Annotated in this window: 13 protein-coding genes; 6 read left to right on the top strand and 7 right to left on the bottom strand. The window is 51.8% G+C overall.

Features of this window, described 5'->3' with window-relative positions; genetic code table 11:
• Window positions 1-192: 192 nt before the first annotated feature.
• Both KJS69_RS19920 and KJS69_RS19925 read right to left on the bottom strand, forming a co-directional pair.
• Window positions 193-816, bottom strand: coding sequence for a hypothetical protein (locus KJS69_RS19920; RefSeq protein WP_213585552.1), 624 nt, complete (start codon window positions 814-816; stop codon window positions 193-195).
• Between the two features lie 293 nt (window positions 817-1,109).
• A complete protein-coding gene (locus KJS69_RS19925) occupies window positions 1,110-5,288 on the bottom strand; it encodes an Ig-like domain-containing protein (protein WP_213585553.1) in 4,179 nt (1,392 codons plus the stop codon).
• A gap of 133 nt (window positions 5,289-5,421) precedes the next feature.
• On the opposite strand from KJS69_RS19925, the gene KJS69_RS19930 reads away from it, so the two are divergent.
• Window positions 5,422-6,153 carry a class I SAM-dependent DNA methyltransferase gene (locus KJS69_RS19930; RefSeq protein ID WP_213585554.1) on the top strand — a complete coding sequence of 244 codons (732 nt, stop codon included), beginning with the start codon at window positions 5,422-5,424 and terminating at the stop codon, window positions 6,151-6,153.
• A gap of 40 nt (window positions 6,154-6,193) precedes the next feature.
• Here KJS69_RS19930 and KJS69_RS19935 read toward each other — a convergent pair whose 3' ends face one another.
• Window positions 6,194-6,523, bottom strand: a complete 330-nt coding sequence (locus tag KJS69_RS19935; RefSeq protein WP_213585555.1) for a MazG nucleotide pyrophosphohydrolase domain-containing protein — start codon at window positions 6,521-6,523, stop codon at window positions 6,194-6,196.
• 95 nt (window positions 6,524-6,618) lie between these two features.
• Between KJS69_RS19935 and KJS69_RS19940 the strand changes: the two genes are divergently transcribed.
• From KJS69_RS19940 to KJS69_RS19950, 3 genes are all read left to right on the top strand, one after another.
• Window positions 6,619-7,203, top strand: a complete 585-nt coding sequence (locus tag KJS69_RS19940; protein WP_213585556.1) for an LOG family protein — start codon at window positions 6,619-6,621, stop codon at window positions 7,201-7,203.
• A gap of 166 nt (window positions 7,204-7,369) precedes the next feature.
• Window positions 7,370-7,579 carry a hypothetical protein gene (locus KJS69_RS19945; RefSeq protein WP_213585557.1) on the top strand — a complete coding sequence of 70 codons (210 nt, stop codon included), beginning with the start codon at window positions 7,370-7,372 and terminating at the stop codon, window positions 7,577-7,579.
• Window positions 7,580-7,628: 49 nt separating this feature from the next.
• The gene (locus KJS69_RS19950) at window positions 7,629-10,961 is read left to right on the top strand and encodes a DEAD/DEAH box helicase (RefSeq protein ID WP_213585558.1); all 3,333 of its coding nucleotides are present in this window, start codon (window positions 7,629-7,631) and stop codon (window positions 10,959-10,961) included.
• A gap of 130 nt (window positions 10,962-11,091) precedes the next feature.
• Here KJS69_RS19950 and KJS69_RS19955 read toward each other — a convergent pair whose 3' ends face one another.
• On the bottom strand, window positions 11,092-13,122 hold the full coding sequence (locus KJS69_RS19955; RefSeq protein WP_213585559.1) for a S9 family peptidase: 2,031 nt from the start codon (window positions 13,120-13,122) through the stop codon (window positions 11,092-11,094).
• Between the two features lie 392 nt (window positions 13,123-13,514).
• Between KJS69_RS19955 and KJS69_RS19960 the strand changes: the two genes are divergently transcribed.
• The gene (locus KJS69_RS19960; RefSeq protein ID WP_213585560.1) at window positions 13,515-14,009 is read left to right on the top strand and encodes an LptM family lipoprotein; all 495 of its coding nucleotides are present in this window, start codon (window positions 13,515-13,517) and stop codon (window positions 14,007-14,009) included.
• Here KJS69_RS19960 and helD read toward each other — a convergent pair.
• The gene (helD, locus tag KJS69_RS19965; RefSeq protein ID WP_213585561.1) at window positions 13,976-16,342 is read right to left on the bottom strand and encodes an RNA polymerase recycling motor HelD; all 2,367 of its coding nucleotides are present in this window, start codon (window positions 16,340-16,342) and stop codon (window positions 13,976-13,978) included. The two genes, KJS69_RS19960 and helD, sit on opposite strands and share 34 nt — an antisense overlap.
• Window positions 16,343-16,924: 582 nt before the next feature.
• Between helD and KJS69_RS19970 the strand changes: the two genes are divergently transcribed.
• Window positions 16,925-17,305 (top strand): YmaF family protein, encoded by a 381-nt coding sequence (locus KJS69_RS19970; protein ID WP_213585562.1) that lies wholly within the window; start codon window positions 16,925-16,927, stop codon window positions 17,303-17,305.
• An 80-nt stretch (window positions 17,306-17,385) separates the two neighbouring features.
• On the opposite strand, the gene KJS69_RS19975 is transcribed toward KJS69_RS19970, so the two are convergent.
• Entirely contained in the window at window positions 17,386-18,210 is an 825-nt protein-coding gene (locus KJS69_RS19975; RefSeq protein ID WP_213585563.1) for an urease accessory protein UreD, read from the bottom strand.
• A 1-nt stretch (window position 18,211) separates the two neighbouring features.
• Window positions 18,212-18,823 carry an urease accessory protein UreG gene (gene ureG, locus KJS69_RS19980; RefSeq protein WP_213585564.1) on the bottom strand — a complete coding sequence of 204 codons (612 nt, stop codon included), beginning with the start codon at window positions 18,821-18,823 and terminating at the stop codon, window positions 18,212-18,214.
• Window positions 18,824-18,889: the final 66 nt, after the last annotated feature.

An 18,889-nucleotide genomic window follows, 5' to 3' on the forward strand; every position in this document is an offset into this window, starting at 1 on the left:
ACTCTTTCGCATCCATCTATGCGCATTTGTACCTCTATTTGACTTTGCAAGGGGCGGATACAAGCCACGTAGATAATTTTTCAACAGTCTGAGAAATGCAACTAATTTGCACCGAAAGCTTCAACTGCGACGATTAGAGGTAAATCGCAGCTATTCTTTCGAGGCGCGAAACTTCACCCCAACTGCACCGGACTACTTCGACCCCAATGTAGAGCGATAAGTGAATAAGAACTCCGGTGCTTCGGCAAACAAATCATTAATTTGTTCAACGATACTGACCCATGCCCCGCCTTGGGCCATCGCTAGCGCCAAATCATCCGCCGTACTCTCGACCTCGAAGCCTTCCAGCAGCTGCGCCGTTTGCGAGAACAATTCATGAGCGGTCTTAACGTAACTCAGCTCCTCCTCTGTCAACGAAGCGCCATCGCTTCCTATCGTTCCCAGAGCATTATTGATCTCTGTGAACCAATGCGCTGGAATATATTTCATCGGCTTAAACGGTTTCCCATTAATTTTCTCCGCTCCTGCGATTAGTAAAGGAATCGCCTGATTGAACCGATAGGCCAGGCCTATCTGGTATTTGTAGCTCAATCTCTGCTCCACGCCGGGATTATCCAGTAAACTGCCGGTGGCATCTCGCATAATTCCGGCAAATACAGATGCATCATAATATCCGAGGATCAGCTTCTTGCCCCAATCCAGCTCAGCTTGCTGCCGTTGTTTCACCGTATGGCTTATAAAATATATATTAAACCCAACACTTAACAGCAATAAAGCAGCCAACCAAGGAACTAGTTTATTTTTCTTAGTGGACATGTTATCTTCCTCGCTCTCTCCGGTCCCTGTTTCGTATTATTCTGCAGGCTTTCCTTGACACATTTGGAGTCGGCCGCGATTTAGGCTTTAGCCGCTTTGTACACCAACGGTTTAGGATGATGGATATAGTCAAGGCCGTGCCCTTCAATATGAGCCCGTAATTCCATATATTATACTAGAAACAGCATGACATTCATAAGGTTAGACTCTGGAATTATGGCTTCATGCAAAAAGAGAACGACCCGCGGGCCCATACCGAACCCGGGTCGTTCTTGCTTAGAAGCTTAATTTAACTAGCTGCCGCTCTTCGGTCCGTTTCCATTTTTCTTGACGACTTGAATTTTCAGCCGATTGGAAGTGACCTTTTTACCGTTATGAATGACCTCGGCCCAAATCTCCGCTGTTCCCGTCTTCTGCGTAACGACTCTTCCATCTTCTACCACCGCTACTTTATAGTCTGTCGTGAAATATTGGATTTCCGCTCCAGACAGATCAGCGGGCTCGGATGAATTGAGATAACCCTGGATCTCCAGCGGAACGCGGTCTTTACGCTTAACCTCCTCCTGGTCTACAGATAGAACAACCCGTTCCAATTCGTAAACAGGTCCATAAATCCCTGTCTCCGTAATGCTATTCCACATGTTCTGATTGTTGCCGAAGCCATTAATCCGGACATAGCGGGCTTCTACCGGATTAATCGGATAAACTTCGTGATCCTTGGTATTTCCCGAGCTGGAGCCATTATGCACTTTAGTCCATTGTTCACCATCCGTAGAAGCTTCTATATTGAAATAGCTTATTCTCGTATCTCCGTTGTACCAGGCAAGGCTGACAGCCGAAACCTCCCTAACCTTCCCTAAATCGTAGCTTATCCACTGTTGGCCGGAGGCCGACCAGCGCGTTTCCAGATTGCCATCTATCGTATTCTCCGGAATGTTGCCATCGTCTTCACTAGCCCTTACCGAAGCTACGGGCCAGGAAGGGCGGTCCGTTGGAATGCCGTACTGAGCTTTACTCGTGAAGACGACGTAGTAAACGCCTTGCTGTCTGGCTCCGGACGGATCCGTCACGGTGATCCTTGCAGCCCCCGGGATCTGCTCCGCTTGGTGGACCGTTACCTCATTCCCTCCAGATGATACGCCGCTCACAGAAGGAATATTTTGGTCGGACGGCAGCTCCACCTCATATACAAATCGTTCAGGGTCAAATTTGGAAAGGGCTTGTCCATCCACCGTGATACCGCTCAAAACAGCCAATTCTTTATTATCCACCTCCCATTGACTGAGGGGGATGACAGCTGGTGCTCTCTGCGGCAGAGGTTCTCCCGGCATCAGGGGAACCATCCAGACGCTGAGGGTCGTGTTCAACACGTCCTCCATATGGATAGCCAGCTTCCTGACTCCAATGTTGGGATTCTGTCCGGACGGATTCGGCGAAGTGGCCAGAGGCCCGGCGGGCATTACGCTGAATTGTGCCTCACCCGGGGAGAGAATGCGCACCAGCAACCGCTTGTCACCCTGGCTGAGTATAGCGGAGGTTCCTTCATCGTCTATGTCGATGTTAGCCCGTGTATGCATGAACCAATACAGTTCGGAGGGCACCTTATTCTCCACTTCATCCTGAAGAAGGAACTGCCTCCGATGGTCTATGAGCGCCGAGCCTCTGCGGACCGATACCGCCTGCTCCTTGTAGGCCGGAGTCATATCCGTTACCGCAAACGCTCCTTGCGGGCGATTGAAGCCGCTGCGAACGATGTCAGAGACGGCTGTCTCCTTCTGGTCCGCTCGGGAAGAAGGCTGAATCACCAAGGTGTTATGCCCTTCCGCGCGTTTGCGGTAATAGTTCCACCGTTCTCCATTGATCCCGCCATCCCAGTAGCCCGGCACGTTATAATCTTCACTGCCGAAATCTTCCGCCCAGCGGACACCGAACGCGTCTAAGACGAAGGAGCCCGTATCCAGATCGCCGTGCGGCGCCCCGTTCACTCCTCCCTTAAACCCGGCAAACAGGCCATAGCTATCGCTCCAGGAGCTGCGCATGGTGACCGCTTTAGGACGCTCGAAGTAGCGATCCCGCTCAGCAGGCTCAGCCGCGCCGTACTGGTCCGGACGGTACCACAATAGATCATACATTCCTGCTGTTCCATTGTTGCCCATCGTAAACTGGTGGTACCACGTATATTCCGGCTTGTCATCATGGCTGGCAAACCAGAGCAGCAGACGTCCGGGCACTAATCCGGAGTTGTTATCCGAATAATTAAACGTCCCCTGATGCCCGGCGATATGGATCGGGAACTGTGGTGTCTCGAACAGGCCGTCCCGTTCAGAGAACCCGTAATCGTGCCCGACTGATGTCTCCAACGCGGACAGGAAGTAGACCAGGGAGATCGTGCCGTACTCCCAATAAGCCGGACCTTCGATCGCCGAGCCATCCGGGGCATACTGAGTGAGCCCGTATTGAATGGACTTGAACGCTTCGCGGAGAATAAGTCCGGCAATCTCCTCTTCTTCATCCGCAATAGCCAATGCTCCAAGAGTCATGCCGGCATTGGAGACAAAATTCCAGTTGTCGCGGTTGTATACCCACCAGTAAGTTTTGTCTATATACATCGGGACAGCCGGCTTCAACCCTTTATCCACAATAGCCCGGCGGATAGTCGCTCGCTGCTCCGCGTTCAAATAATGATATAGCCAATCATAGCCAAGAGAAATGCCGTGAGTCATCGTCGCCGTATCGAGAAAATGCTGCGGACTCCAATCGGGATAAGCGCCGGAGGAAATATATTCCAATTCCGTCCAAGCCCTGTCGGCATATTGGGAATCCTGAGTAATCTGATATACAAAGGCCAGGGTGGCGATCCGCCTCGCGGCTGTGGAATCCAGCCTTAATCCATCCGGCTTGCGATATTCTGCAGGGGGCTGGGGAATGATGCTGTCGGCTTCCTTCTGAACCCCTTCAAACCAGGCGGCAACCTTCTCATCCGAAGACAGCAGCTGGCGAATCCGTTCAAAATCACTTTCCTTAGCCAGTAATCTTGGATGCGGATGGTCCGCATTTTTTTCATTAATTTCCGCAAGGATCTCCTCAGCCGTCGGGGCGGTGTATAAGCGCACCTTCGTCGAATCGCTTCCGCCATGCGGATCGGATGCTGCTACCGTGAAGAAATCGGCGCCGACGTAATCCTGGTGAGGCGTATACGTCCAATTCCCGTTCTCCTCCATCACTAGCTGACCATGCTGTGGCGACTGCTCCACAGCGAACGTCAGCGGATCTCCATCCGGGTCCGTCGCGCTCACTTTCCCGGACACCGGCGTATTTTTATCCGTCGGCTGGATGCCCTCCTCCGCAACCGGAGCATGATTAACCGGATGGACATGGACCGTCACCATGGAAACAGCAAAAGATCCTGCCCCATCCTCTATGGCCACTTTAAATCTGTCCGTACCCGTGAAGGTATCCTTCGGATAATAAGACCAGACGCCGTCCGCTTGAACATAAACTACACGATGCACAGCTTCAACGGCTTTCCAATAGACAAGCGGCAAGCCCTGCTCCGAGACGGCCTCAATCCGGCCCCTGGCATACTCATTCTCATTCATATCCACCGTATAATCGGTAACCGCAATTCCGTGCTGCTCTCCAACAAGAATTACACAGGAAGCAGAATGCCCCCCATCGGCAGCCACAGCCTTAATGACGGCAATTCCTTCCGAATGCGCAGTCACTGTACCTTCCGCAACCGAAGCCACATCTGGATTGGAGCTGCTCCACTCTACGGCCGGCTCGGATACTTGATCCGGCTCAAAGTAAACGTTAAGCGTTACCGATTGCCCCGCCTGAAGCGAATATTGTTCGTAATTCAAGCGAATCCCCTCCACCGCATGCCAAGACACCAAGCTAATATCGTCAAACCAGACGATTCCGGTTCCCATCTCCATAAAATTTTCGATTTTGACAGCTGTAATGGCCGGATTATCAGGGACACGAACGATTCGTTCCACCAAGGTCCACTCGTTAGTTCCCCTAAGCATATCCAGATAGACGAGATCCCCTACTCTGGTGCCGCGGGAATCCGTGAATTGAAGCCGAGTAACGGCCCCACCCGACACTTCCTCTGTTCTCATCCACAGCCTGATTTGGAGGGTTTGTCCCCGATGCTCCGGCTCCAGCGCAACCTCTTGAACGACCGCGGCCCTTCCTGGCTGGGCTGTGGCGATTCGAAGCGAAGCTTGTCCGGAATGAAACACCTCCGTATCTGCGCTGATAACAGGGGCTCCGCTTGCGATCCAATTCCACCAATAAGAGAGACTGCCATTATCGTCATACTCTTCAAATCCGCCGTTCCTCACCAAGTTGGCCGGTTCGGGAACAGCAGCATCAACCACCGGACCCCATCCGGAAAACAGGGTTCCCATCAGCAATGTAAGCGCTAGCAAACTTGCTGTCCCGGAAAACCACTTCCTAGAAATCAAACCTACCATCTCCTTTACTAAGTCTTCCACCCTATAGTAAAATATTGGAAAGGAAAGGGTAACCATCTATTTTCAAGATAGACTATCTATATTTAAGGTGACAGCCACCATTGTCGCCTATGGGGGGGATACGATGGCCTATAGAGGATTCGATCTTTACGATCAAGCTTCATTTTTTAACAAGTATATGGAACGAAGAAACGGAATTGAGAATGCAAACGATACGCTAGAAAAACCAATCATCTGTGAAATGATAAGCAAGGAGGCCCGCTGTATATTAGATTTGGGCTGCGGAAATGCGGCATGGGGTCATGAGCTTATTGCGTCAGGGGCTCATTCTTATACCGGCCTGGAAGGCTCCCGTCGGATGGTGGAGTTGGCCAGACGAAACCTCTGCTCGCCTAAGATGGAGATCGTCCATACCCCTCTGGAAACATGGAATTATCCGGCTGACCGGTATGATCTGGCCGTGTCCAGACTGGTCATCCACTACATTGAAGACATCCTCTCGCTCTTTAGCTCTATCTACAGAACCTTAAAAAAAGACGGGACATTCGTATTTTCCGTCGAACATCCGGTTATGACTTCTTCTTACGGGCTCTCGAGAGCCGAAGGAATCAAGCAGGATTGGATCGTGGACAATTACTTTGTTACCGGAGAGAGAGAACAAGAGTGGCTTGGCAGCAAGGTCACCAAATATCATCGGACCTTGGAGGATTATTTTGCCGCTCTGCAAAAAGCCGGATTTACTGTAGAACAAATTAGAGAATCCAGACCGGATAAACAGAATTTCCTTAAGGAAGAAACCTTTCATCGAAGAATGAGAATTCCCCTCTTTTTATTTATGAGGGGCAAGAAAATTTAAACTATGCTTGAAAAAGGTGAGATAAGCAAATTCCGTCGCGTCATGCCTCGCCATTCACAGCATAACGCTTCATCAGCTTGGCTTTGTGGGCTGTAGCTATCTTCTCCAGAGAGACGCCATAAAGATTAGCCAGCAAAATAACATTACCTAGCACATCTCCCAGTTCTTCCACAAGCTCCTGCTCCAGCTTTGGCAGCGGCAGCCCCGCTTCGTCAGGACGATCTCTCCCTATTTCCAATGCTCGAACCGCTCTCGCGACTTCCCCCGTCTCCTCCATCAGAAATCCAACTCTAATAAAGGGGCCGTAATCCGTCCAGCCTCTCTGCTTGTAAAATCGCTGCACCCATTTCTGAAATTCCTCCAGTTCCATACTTCCGCTCCTTGTCATTTTATTTCGATTATACTAACATATTGTATGTCACCGACGTTCAAGATACAAGATATAGTATAATCGGAGGGAAACTTATGAAAAGAGTATGCGTCTACGCCGGTTCCAACCCGGGGAATGATCCCGCCTACGAGAAAGCCGCAATCCAGTTAGGCATTAAGCTGGCTGAGAGAGGCTTGGAACTCGTCTATGGCGGCTCCTCGGTCGGATTGATGGGGCGAATCGCCAATTCGGTGCTGAATCAAGAGGGAGGGGTCATCGGTGTCATGCCGACGGGATTGTTTCGCGGCGAAGTAGTCCACACAGGCCTAACCCAGCTATACGAAGTGAACGGAATGCATGAGCGCAAAGCTAAGATGGGGGAATTGTCCGACGCCTTCATTGCCCTGCCGGGAGGCTACGGTACCTTGGAGGAAGTATTCGAGATCGTCAGTTGGGGGCAGCTCGGCATTCATAGCAAACCGGTGGGCCTGTTGAATATTAACGGGTATTATCAGCCACTCGTAGATATGGTCAACAATGGCGTCGAAGCCGGATTTATTCCCGCACCCCAATCTAAACTTCTTATCGTGGAGGATGATCCGGATATTCTTCTGGACCGTTTGGCCTCCTATGAGCCGCCCAAGGGAGTGAATAAGTGGAGCGAACTGCCTCCGATTTAAGGACCCGGGCGTTACTGAACTTTCATATAAAGCCTCTTCAACCCCATCGCGGGAATGAGGAGGCTTTATGTTTTCCTTTACCGGCCTGCCGTTTTCTCGGGGCTCCTTCCAGCCGATGCTTCATTATGATAAAATGTTGGAGCTACAAAAGGGAGGCCGGTATTCAATGAAGAAATTATTGCTGATCGCGCCGAGCGGAATCGGAGGCGCCGTGATTCCGCTGATCTCCGGCTGGAGTATGGATATGTGGGGAGCGGGCACCACTCCATGGCTGCTGTCGCTGGCAGGCGCCGCCATGTTCGGAATCAGCCTGGCCGCTTCCCGTATGGCTCGTGTTCAGACAGCATGGGCCAACTCTGTTATTATTAAGAGATAAACCATTAACGGATCTTTCATTTTCAGAACATAAAGGATGGATTAAGGCGATGAGCTTTAAATTGACGGATCGGATTATCAAGCTTCTATGCGGCCAACTCGCTTATAAGAGAGGGGAAGCTTACTATAGTGATGATAGAGTGACATTCACCCGTTACGATTCCGAAGCTTCCCTATACGAGGCTACAGTCAAAGGAAGCAGACGTTACGAGGTTTCCGTTGAAGTGGATCAGAACGGGGATGTGGATGCGGAATGCACCTGTCCCGCATTTTATTCCTATGACAACTACTGCAAGCATATTGCCGCCGTTCTGCTTTACATCCAGGAGAAGGAGTATTCCGGACAAACACCGGCTCGCACTTTCCCTTCCCTGCTTCACCTGGCGGATCCTTCATCAGAGGAAGGCGGGGCGCCAAGCCCCAGACTTTCCGCGGCTGCCGGCAAGTCTTCGGGAATTCCGGCGGGGGATCTTCAATTGACCCGCGGCTTGTTGAATCTGTTTGGCGATCCTCCCTCCCGTCCCAGCAGGACTAGAACCCTCTTTGACATCAGGGAGCCGCTGAATGTCCAATTTATTTGCAAGCCGGTATCTTACGGATATCGGAATAATCTATTTGGCCTGGAAATGAAGATAGGTACTAAGCGCCTATATATCGTGCAGAAAATCAAGGAATTTCTCGGGCAAATCGATCAGGGGGAAGCTCATGAATTTTCCAAGCTGTTCTCATACGACCCCGAGGTCCACTTCTTTCGCCCGGAAGATGACGCAGTCATTCAACAGTTAATCCAAATCTGCCACAACGAAAATATCTATCTGGACTCTTCGCATGTATACCCGATCCGTCATGGGGGTATGGACAGCGATCGGCTGCTCATGATCCCTCCCATTTCGTGGGAAACTCTTCTGCCTCTGCTGGCCAAGGCTCCGGCGGTGCAGCTCCAGCAAGGGTTGGACACCTACGAAGGAATCCACTTATCCGATGAGCTGCCCCCTCTTCACTTTGAGTTCGATCAGGCGCAGGCGGAAGGTTATCATCTGGAGGTTCGGGGCCTGGATCAAATCACATTTCTGGAACCATACCGGATGATCCTTACCGAAGGAAAGCTGAGGAAACTGCCGGACAAGTCGTACAAGCGGCTCAAGGAGCTTAAAAAAATGCTCGGAACTTACCGCAGGCCGGAAATTCGGATTGCGCCCGAGCAAATGGAGCCTTTGATGGAGAAGGTCATCCCAGGCTTGATGAAGCTCGGCAGTGTCCGCATCGCACAAGCCATCTCCGATCGCATTGTCCAAGCTCCGCTCAAGGCCCGGCTGTATCTGGACCGGGTGAAGGACCGGCTGCTCGCCGGGTTGGAGTTTCACTATGGAAATATAGTCATCCATCCGTTGGAAGGAGATGAACAGAAACGCAGCACCGACCGGATTCTGGTGCGGGACGGAGATCGGGAGCGGCGCATTCTGGAGCTGATGGAGCAGAGCTCCTTTGCCAGGACAGAAGGAGGATATTTCCTGAATGATGAAGATGCAGAATATGAATTTCTGTACCACATCGTTCCGCAGCTGGAAGAATTGGCTGAGGTGTATGCCACCACAGCCGTGAAGGTAAGGCTGTTCACCGGACATGCCTCCCCTAAAGTGACGGTGGAAGTGGATGAGCGGACGGATTGGCTGGAATTCCGCTTCGATATGGGAGGAATTCCGGAATCGGATATCCGCAAGCTGCTGAAGTCCCTTGAGGAGAAGCGCAAATACTACCGGCTTCCGAACGGAGCGCTAATGCCGTTGGAAACCGCAGAATTCCAGGAAATCAGCCGCTTCATGAGCGAAATAGGCCTCCGCAAGGGAGAGCGGAAGGGAGCAACGGTCCGCCTCCCGATCGTTCGCGGTCTCTCCCTGATCGGCTCCGAACGATCAGGGAATGCCGTCAAGCTGGGCAAAGCCTTCCGCCAGCTCCTGGAAAATATGCGCCATCCGGACCAGCTGGAATTCCCGGTTCCCGTCAGTCTTGCTCCCATCCTCAGGGATTACCAGAAGTACGGATTCCAATGGATGCGGACGCTGGCCCATTACCGGTTCGGCGGCATTCTGGCGGATGATATGGGACTCGGCAAAACGCTGCAAAGCATCGCCTTCATTGTCTCCATGCTGCCCGAGATCAGGGACAGGATGCAGCCGGCGATCATCGTCTCCCCAGCTTCTCTCGTCTATAACTGGCGGAATGAGCTGACGAAATTCGCCCCGGATATACGAGCCGCCATTGCTGACGGGAGCCAGGCGGAGCGCAGCGATATTGTGATGAAGGCGGCTCAATGGGACGTCATTATCACCTCCTACCCTCTGCTGCGCCGGGATATCGGGGAGTATGCCGGTCAATCGTTCCACACCCTCATCCTGGACGAGGCCCAAGCCTTTAAGAACCATGCCACTCAGACGGCACAGGCGGTGAAGCAGCTTCAGGCCCGGTATCGTTTTGCCCTTACCGGAACCCCTGTGGAGAACAGGCTGGAGGAGCTGTGGTCCATCTTCGATGCGGTCTTTCCCGGGTTGTTCCCAGGCCGAAAGGCCTTCAACGAGTTATCCAGGGAAGCCGTATCCAAACGGGCGCGCCCGTTCCTGCTGCGCCGCTTGAAGGCCGATGTCCTCAAGGAGCTGCCGGAGAAGATCGAGTCGCTGCAAGCCTCCGAGCTGCTGCCGGAACAGAAGAAGCTGTATTTGGCCTATTTGGCCAAACTGCAGCAGGAAACGTTGAAGCATCTGAACGAGGACGACCTTCGGAAAAACCGGCTTAAAATTTTGGCCGGCTTGACCCGGCTTCGCCAGCTATGCTGCCACCCCGCTTTGTTTGTCGAAGGCTACCGCGGAGGTTCAGCCAAATTCGAGCAGCTGATGGACATTGTGGAGGACTGCCGGAGCGCAGGGAAACGGATGCTGGTCTTCTCCCAATTCACCGAAATGCTCGCTCTGATCGGGCGGGAGTTGGGGAGCCGGGGGGTGCCCTTCTTCTACCTGGACGGCCGCACTCCCGCTTCGGAGCGCGTAGAGCTGTGCAGCCGGTTTAACGAGGGAGAGAAGGACCTGTTCCTCATCTCCTTAAAAGCAGGCGGCACCGGGCTGAACCTGACGGGAGCGGACACCGTCATCCTCTATGACTTGTGGTGGAACCCCGCCGTGGAGGAGCAGGCCGCCGACCGTGCGCACCGCATCGGACAGAAAAAGGTGGTGCAGGTTATACGCCTTGTCGCTCAAGGTACGGTAGAGGACAAGATGTACGAGCTTCAGCAGAAGAAGAAGCATCTGATCGATGAAGTCATCCAGCCCGGTCAGGAAGCCCTGTCTGCCTTGACGGAAGAGGACATCCGGGAAATTCTGATGATAGGCTGACACCGCCTCAACCGACTAAAGACGAACAGCCCCAGCGCACGCCTCTACCGGCGCACGTCGGGGCACTGCAAGGCGGCGTTCAGACCAAATCGTCCGCGGTGGAATCGCCCTTTGTAAAGCAGGTGCTGCATTATTCTTGACTAATATGCCGTTCAAACCATTGCACGATCCGGTTCAGCCGTTCGACGCGCAACCCGGGGTTCCCGCTTCGCGACAAATCGTGGCTCGCGCCCGTAAAGCGCACCAACTCGGTCTCATGGCCGGAACGCTTTAACGCCACATAGAGCTGCTCCGCCTGCTCGATCGGACAGCGCAAATCCTGTTCTCCATGAAGAATCAAGAGCGGTGTCCGGATTTGGGTTACATACGCGAGCGGAGAATGCCTCCACAGCTTCTCCGTGTCTTCCCACGGATTCCCCATGATTTCCCCTTCGGTAAAGGAATAACCGATATCGCTTACTCCATAGAAGGAAAGCCAATTGGAGATCGACCGTTGAGTCACGGCAGCCTGGAAGCGGTCGGTGTGGCCTACCGCCCAATTCGTCATAAATCCTCCGTAGCTTCCTCCGGTGATGCCGAGCCTCTCCTTGTCGATGAAATCGAAATTGTCGGCAGCATAATCGACTGCTTCCATTAAATCCTGGTAGTCCCGCCCCCCATAATCTCCCCGGCAGCCGTTCACGAACGTCTGGCCGTACCCGAAGCTGCCCCGCGGGTTGGTATACAGGACGGCATACCCCTGTGCGGCAAGCAGCTGGAATTCATGGAAGAAAGAATGAGAGTACATGGCATGCGGGCCGCCGTGAATTTCCAGAATAGCGGGATACCGTTTCCCAGCCTCGAAACCGGCGGGACGCATCATCCAGCTATGGACCGTGACGCCATCCGAAGCCGTGAATTCGAAGACTTCGGGCGAACTCCACTCAATATGCTCCAGGAAAGCATCGTTGATGGCGGTTAGCCGGACCTCCTCCCCGGTATGCAGATCCACCCGGTATAAATCTCCCGGCAGTACGGGATCAGTCGATGCAAGCAGCAAATATCGTTCGTCCTTCGTTACCGCGAACTGATAGATTTCCCTGGCTCCCTCTGTCAGAGCCTGAGGCTCGCCACCGCCATTCAGAGGGAACCGGTAGACCTGCACACTGCCGGCCATAGAGACAAGCGAGTAGATGGATCGGCCATCCGTGCTGAACAGCGGAGGAGGGGTTCGCAGATGCGACCTCATATCGCTAATTGCAGCGTTGCTTAACAACGCATCGAAGCCTTCCGTTACGCAGACTGCGGCCCCGCCTTCTGCGGAAATGGTATACAGCGCGGTCTGTGTCGCCCCTTCATAAGCCCGGTCATGGCCGAAGAAGGCGATGAGCTTCCCATCGGGAGAGAAGCTTGCCTGACTGATGGACCAGGCCATATCCGTCAACCGGCGAGGTTCGCCTCCGTCACGGTCGATGAGGAACAGGTCGTTCATAAGCTGCAGGTCGACGTCTGCCGACGGTTCCTTCGCTATTTTGGCGATGAACGCTATCTGCCGGTTGTCCGGCGACCATACGGGCTCATGTACATCATAATCCCCATCGGTAATTTGACGAGCCTGCTCCGTCTCCAGGTCGATCACGAACAGATGGCTTCTCCGATGATCCCATAGCCCGGCGCCGTCAGCTTTCGGCTTCGACCGTGTGACTACCCGGACCCGGCTTGCCCAACGCTTCTTCTCTTCCTCCGGCGTAAGCTCATCCAGCTCTTGATCCGCGGCTACCTTCGCCGTAAACAGCAAATGCGTGCCGTCGGGAGACCAGGAGAATGCAGCGACACCGCGCGGCAATCGAGTCACCTGTCTCGCCTCCCCTCCTGCGCGGGGAATGATCCATATCTGCTTCCCTTGATCCGATTTGCGCAGGAAGGCGAGCCGGGTCCCGTCCGGAGACCAGGCCGGAGCCGTATCCTGCCCTTCAGGGGCCATCGGCCCCCCGTTGGTAAAAGGGCGGTCCTCCTCTCCATCGATAGAAAGAAGTCGAATATGAGACTGATAGTCTTCCTTGTCTTCACCCACCGACTGACACACATAAGCGATGGAATGGCTCACCGGGCATACGGCCGGATCGCTAATCCATCGGAGGCTGTAGAGATCTTCCGCAGTAACCGTTCGTTTGCTCCCCATAGCTTTTCCACTCTCCCTTTTCACAATTACTCCTTTTCCATATTTTATCAGAAAGCTAAGGCGAACGGCTCTATATCGAAAAAAGATTCCCAAAACAAAATAACCAACCAAAAGATTGACCACAATTTACAACGAAGATTTTGCCTGTACAGAAATAATTGTTCAAACTTTCACAAAAATAAATGAAAATGGCTTTACGAGCTAGTTTATAGCCTTGCAAGTGATTATTACTGAGATTTTCGTCAGGTCCATTGTGTAAATTTCAATTATGATTTGGGACATTCAACATATGGAAAAAGATGAGGAACAGTATTATATATAAGAATGTAGGTTGGAGAACCGCATGGATTTGATGCAAAACAAAGAAGGGGAGTTAACAGCTCTATCCACTTGTGGTAAGACTATGCCGGCATTTTTTCTATGTCAAATCATTCTATGGAGTTGGTCTCTTTAAAGGAATTCGTATTGTAATCATTTTGTCTCTTGTGGCTTTACTGGCTGCTTGCGGCCAATCGAAGGGTGAGGAAAATGGACCAGGTGAAGCTCAGGCTAATACCCCTGCAAACAGTGATGCCGCTGCTACAATTTCCAAAGGCGAGTACAATCAAATAAAAAACGGAATGTCTTATGAAGAAATTATAGAGATCATAGGAGGGCACAAGTTCTCAAGGCGGCCAGTATACTTTTCCAATGCATTTTCATTGCGGCATTACCATCCTTATGCAATTTTACATACGTTTTTACATGACAAAAAAATAAAGAGAGGGGCTATCCCCTCCCTGAACTGCACCGTTTATTCTAAATCTGATGAACTTGCAAAACAGAACCCCACCCCGGCAAAATCGATGGGTCATCAGGCCTGTTCCGTCAAATTCCCCGCAAGATAAGTGTCTGGGGAGACGTCGTCCAGAAACCGGCTGCGTGTGCCGATATAATAAAGATGCAGCTCATGCATTGCCCGGGTACATGCCGTGTAGAACAGCCTGCGCTCGCCTTCTCTGCCGTACTGCTCCTGAGAGGCATTGTAGAGGATGACGGCATCGAATTCCACCCCTTTGGCCAGGTAGGCGGGAATGACCAGCACTCCGGGCTCGAAAGAAGCCGCATCCTTCTCGATCAGCCTCGCTCCCAGCTCGCTTGTCAGCTCCTGGAATGCTTCCCGGCTTTCCTTAGCCGATTTGCAAATCACGGCAATGGTTCGAAGTCCGGCCTTCTGCAAAGCCTGAATTCGTTCAGCCACTCTGGCATTAAGATCCTCCTCGTCAGCCGCTTGCGTTAAGGTCGGCTTGCTTCCTTCACGGTTAAAAGGCTCTATCACATGACCTTCCGGAATCAAATCGCGGGTGAAATCAATGATTTGCCGGGTGGAACGGTAGCTTCGCGTCAATATGAATCTCTCGGTTTGCTCTTCCCCGTACAGAGCCTCCAGCGTCTGCCAATGCCCCCCCGTCTCCGTATGAGTGAAAATCGCCTGGTTCAAATCTCCCAGCACCGTCATTTTGCTGCGCGGGAACAATCTTTGGATGAAAGCAAACTGAAATGGAGAATAATCCTGGGCTTCGTCCATAAAGACATGGCGGATCAGGTTATTAGTTTGGAAGCCTTCGATTTTTTCCTGCAAAAACAAGTAAGGAGTCGCATCCTCATAGGCTAATTCGGAACGATCCAGCCTTTCCACCGTTTGTGCACAGATTTCCTTCCAATGCTCGGGCAGCTCAGCCTCATGGCTGAAACGATGTGCGTATTGCGGTTCGGCAAATAATTGCCTGTAGACGCCCGGGATATTGACAAAACGCAATTTCTTCACCCGTTGGCGAAGCCCCTTGAATTGCTCCCGGACAATCATGATGGCGAGCAGCTCCCGTTCCCGCTCATAGTCGTCGAACGACTCCCCCGAGAAGCGGTTTTGCTTCCTCAGCTTCTGGTAAGCTCTCTGGTAGGCGTCATTGTCAAGCAGCTCGATTTCATCCTCCACCCACGGCTCATTCCGTTCGGCCTTCTCCCTTTCCCTCAATTCCCCCAGCAGCCATTCAGACAACAGCTGCATCCGGTTCGGTATCGATATGGCCGAGTCTAAAGCATAAAACCGTTCCCGGATCTTGGCGGCTGATACGAGCGTTTTCCCCCTAAATTTCAGGCTTTTAAAAAGGATCCCCTCCCGCCCGAGAAAAGATAAATACTTCTCGACCAGTTCCATAAACCGGGCCGAAGCCTTATAACGGATTCCCTCCATGCGCGCCTCATATCCCGGCTCGTTCATAGCAATATACTCATACTCTAACTGAGCGAACGGATCGCCAAGCTGGAAATGACGGCCAAGCCGATGATCCAGAAATTGTTGAAACGTCGTCTGCTGCATGTTTTCTTCCCCAAGCTCCGGAAGCACGGTAGACACATAGCTGTTAAACATCATATTAGGCGAAAAGAGAACGATATGCTCGGCCTTCAGCGTTTCCCGGTACCGGTACAGCAAATAAGCTACTCTTTGCAAAGCGGCCGAGGTTTTGCCGCTCCCTGCGGCCCCTTGGACAATAAGCAGACGACTTCTTTCATTGCGAATAATTTGATTCTGCTCTTTCTGTATGGTGGCCACAATGCTTCTCATCTGGGAATCCGCTTGCTTGCCCAGCACCTCCTGAAGCAGTTCATCCCCAATAGTGACTCCTGTATCGAACATACTGATAAACTGTCCGTCACGAATCGTATACTGACGCTTCAGCTCTATCTTTCCGGAGACTGTGCCTCCGGGGGTCTCGTAATGAGCCGGACCGAGGGCGTAATCATAGTACAAGCTGGATAACGGCGCCCGCCAATCGTAAATGAGAAACTCCATCTTGTCTTCATCATACAAGGAGCTTATTCCAAGATAGATAGGCTCGGCCTTGTTCTGTCCTTCTTCCAGAAAGTCCACCCGGCCAAAATATGGAGATTGCTTGAGCTTGGTCAGAATCTTCAATTGGTTATAAGCATGCTCGTAGCTGCGTTCCTTCTCTGACAGGACTTCCGCCTGCTGCTTAATGCTGGCATAGGTTTCGACGAGTTCGCTAGGATCTTCCAGGTTGACGGTGACATCGTCCCAGAAGTTTTTCCGTACGTCCACCGTTTCTGCCCTCTTGTCGCTGACATGCTCCTGAAGAACCGCAATCTGACTGTCGATTTCTTCCTCCACATGCTCCACCCGCTGCTTTTCTTCCTGCCAATCCTGTTCAGTCAAACTCATGGAAACCACTCCTTTTTCTTAACATTCATCCAAGATATCCATCTTAGAAAATGAAAGTTGACAATCGAACTGTTTGTGTGGTAATATATTATTGGATAATAATATATTACTCGACTTAGTTTTAATAAAATCCAATAATTATTGTAGCATAGGACCGATCTGGAAATCAATCGGTTTATTTCTGTTTTGTTCTGTTATGTCCAGACGCAGATTCGTAGAATAAGGTCCTAATAAAATGAACAACTATAGATAAAAAGATTGGGTTGAGCACATCGCTTCTGCCCAATCTTTTTTCCTTTATTAAAAACCTGTCGGGTTATCGTTAGTTCCCGGCACGTTTTTTTCTGTTCGCGTTCCTTCTTTCACTCCTATATTGAAAATAAGAGGTCATAGAAGAAACCCGGAAAATATGCAGGTTATATGGGGCTATTTGAATAAACTATTCCGATAAATAGGCATTTACACAAACGAATCTTTTGCCCCGAACATAGACATATATAGGCTAATCTGCTGCCGCATCAATCCGCTTGTCTGGCAATAGCAGAAAGCCCGGGAATGATTATATAACAGGATGTGATCTCTATGGATATCCCCGTCTCCGGCTTTGTCGTTCATTCGGATGATTCAGACGGGCACCATTCCCATAAACTATATATTACAAATTGGAATGGAAAACCTGTTCATGTCCATCCTTTCTCCGGTGTGACCACTTTCGACGTTGGGCATAGACATCAATATGCGGGCACGACCGCCCCCGCTCCAAGCGGAGTACAGCATATCCATCAATATCAGGCCGTAACCTCGCTTGACGATGGTCATACCCACCTGATCCGAGGAACAACCGGACCGGCCATCCCCCTTCCCGAAGGAGGACATTACCACTACTTCGAAGGCGTCACTTCCGTAAGCGGAGCCACTCCGCATGTCCACGAATATGCGGGAAGGACCGGGAACGAAATGTAATCAAGAACGAAGACAAAGAAGGCTGCCAGGACCCTGCCGGATCTGACAGCCTTCTTCTATAATCCTCTGCCCGAAAGGAGCTAATACTTGCGCAACGACACGGGCGACTTCCCAAACCATTGCTGCCGCACATAATTGATGATCCGGCCGAAGGACCGCTCCACCGTCTGTGTAGAATCGGCCAGCAGGCGAACGGCAAAGCCGGGCACAACGAGCTCAGACACGCCAATTTTCCCCGAGGACCGATCCACATCCAGCACCTCCATCATCGCGCTGACAAATTCAGTCTTAGCCTGCTCGCCAATAATGAACAGGGAGCCATAATGCGTATGGCCTTCCATGACCCCGAGTCCTGACATAGGCTGCCGTCCCGGGCGAAGCTTCAGGCGGTCATACAGAACGAGCTCCCGATCCAAGTAGATCTCCGTCTTGAGCGACAGCTCCTCATAGGCAAACAACGATCCGTCCGGAGACCATCCGGGCGTAATAATTTCCGCGGAGATGAGCGTGGCTCCTTTCTCCATATGGATGACGGTTTGCTGCCGATAGCGAGCGTCCCGGTAGCCGATGATCGGGTCGGGCAGCCATTCCAAATAGCTGCCCGACTTCATATCGATGTCCGTCATCTGCAGCACCGGTTGACGGGGCGTACGATAGATTTTTGTCGACGATTGGGTAGTCATCAGCACCTGCGCCCGTTCACCCAGCTCCAGACTCATCCGGTACCGGTCTCCATCCACATATCCGCCGCCGGGGTTCATCACATAATAGTAAGCCTGTCCGGAGTCATCGGAATAAATCGGACGGGCGATTTTGTACGCTCCTTGATGATACACATGGGAGGCCGCCGTTCTGCTTCCGTTGTTTTCCGCTGTCAGCCTCAAGGTTCCCGTCCACTGATCCATCTTATCCCAGACCCTTCAGCATCGCATTGTTCTCTATCCACTCGACGACCTCATCCAGTCCGGTCTCGTCTTTAAGATTGGTAAAGAAGTACGGCTTGTTGCCGCGAAAAGCTAACGTATCCGACTCCATCACTTGCAGATTAGCACCGACATACGGGGCCAAATCGGTCTTGTTAATAATAAACAAGTCGGATTTAATCATGCCTTGTCCGCCCTTGCGCGGGATTTTCTCCCCTTGGGCGACATCGATAATGTAGATGGAGAAATCGACCAGTTCCGGACTGAAGGTCGCCGCGAGGTTGTCACCGCCGCTTTCCACAAACAGAAGCTCGACATCGGGATGACGCGTGACCAATTCATCAATAGCCGCAAAATTCATCGATGCATCTTCCCGGATGGCGGTGTGAGGACAGCCTCCCGTCTCGACTCCGATGATCCGATCTTCCGGAAGAATCCCGGTTTGGATCAAAATTTTGGCATCTTCCTTCGTGTAAATATCGTTAGTTACGACCGCCATGCTGTACTTGCCGTGCAGCCGCCGGGTTATCTTTTCAACGAGCATCGTTTTCCCGGCTCCGACGGGGCCGCCTACTCCGATTTTGACCGGTTTCATATTCTCTCCTTCTTTCTATCTTGAATTCCACGCCAAATCTCATGACGTCCAAAAACCGCTACCCAT

It is taken from the genome of Paenibacillus sp. J2TS4 (assembly GCF_018403245.1).
Taxonomy (GTDB): Bacteria; Bacillota; Bacilli; order Paenibacillales; family NBRC-103111; genus Paenibacillus_L.

Coding starts and splice junctions, on each gene's coding strand:
- KJS69_RS19920 (WP_213585552.1), bottom strand. CDS start 816: ATGTCCACTAAGAAAAATAAACTAGTTCCTTGGTTGGCTGCTTTATTG.
- KJS69_RS19930 (WP_213585554.1), top strand. CDS start 5,422: ATGGCCTATAGAGGATTCGATCTTTACGATCAAGCTTCATTTTTTAAC.
- KJS69_RS19935 (WP_213585555.1), bottom strand. CDS start 6,523: ATGGAACTGGAGGAATTTCAGAAATGGGTGCAGCGATTTTACAAGCAG.
- KJS69_RS19940 (WP_213585556.1), top strand. CDS start 6,619: ATGAAAAGAGTATGCGTCTACGCCGGTTCCAACCCGGGGAATGATCCC.
- KJS69_RS19945 (WP_213585557.1), top strand. CDS start 7,370: ATGAAGAAATTATTGCTGATCGCGCCGAGCGGAATCGGAGGCGCCGTG.
- KJS69_RS19950 (WP_213585558.1), top strand. CDS start 7,629: ATGAGCTTTAAATTGACGGATCGGATTATCAAGCTTCTATGCGGCCAA.
- KJS69_RS19955 (WP_213585559.1), bottom strand. CDS start 13,122: ATGGGGAGCAAACGAACGGTTACTGCGGAAGATCTCTACAGCCTCCGA.
- helD (WP_213585561.1), bottom strand. CDS start 16,342: ATGAGTTTGACTGAACAGGATTGGCAGGAAGAAAAGCAGCGGGTGGAG.
- KJS69_RS19970 (WP_213585562.1), top strand. CDS start 16,925: ATGGATATCCCCGTCTCCGGCTTTGTCGTTCATTCGGATGATTCAGAC.
- KJS69_RS19975 (WP_213585563.1), bottom strand. CDS start 18,210: ATGGATCAGTGGACGGGAACCTTGAGGCTGACAGCGGAAAACAACGGA.
- ureG (WP_213585564.1), bottom strand. CDS start 18,823: ATGAAACCGGTCAAAATCGGAGTAGGCGGCCCCGTCGGAGCCGGGAAA.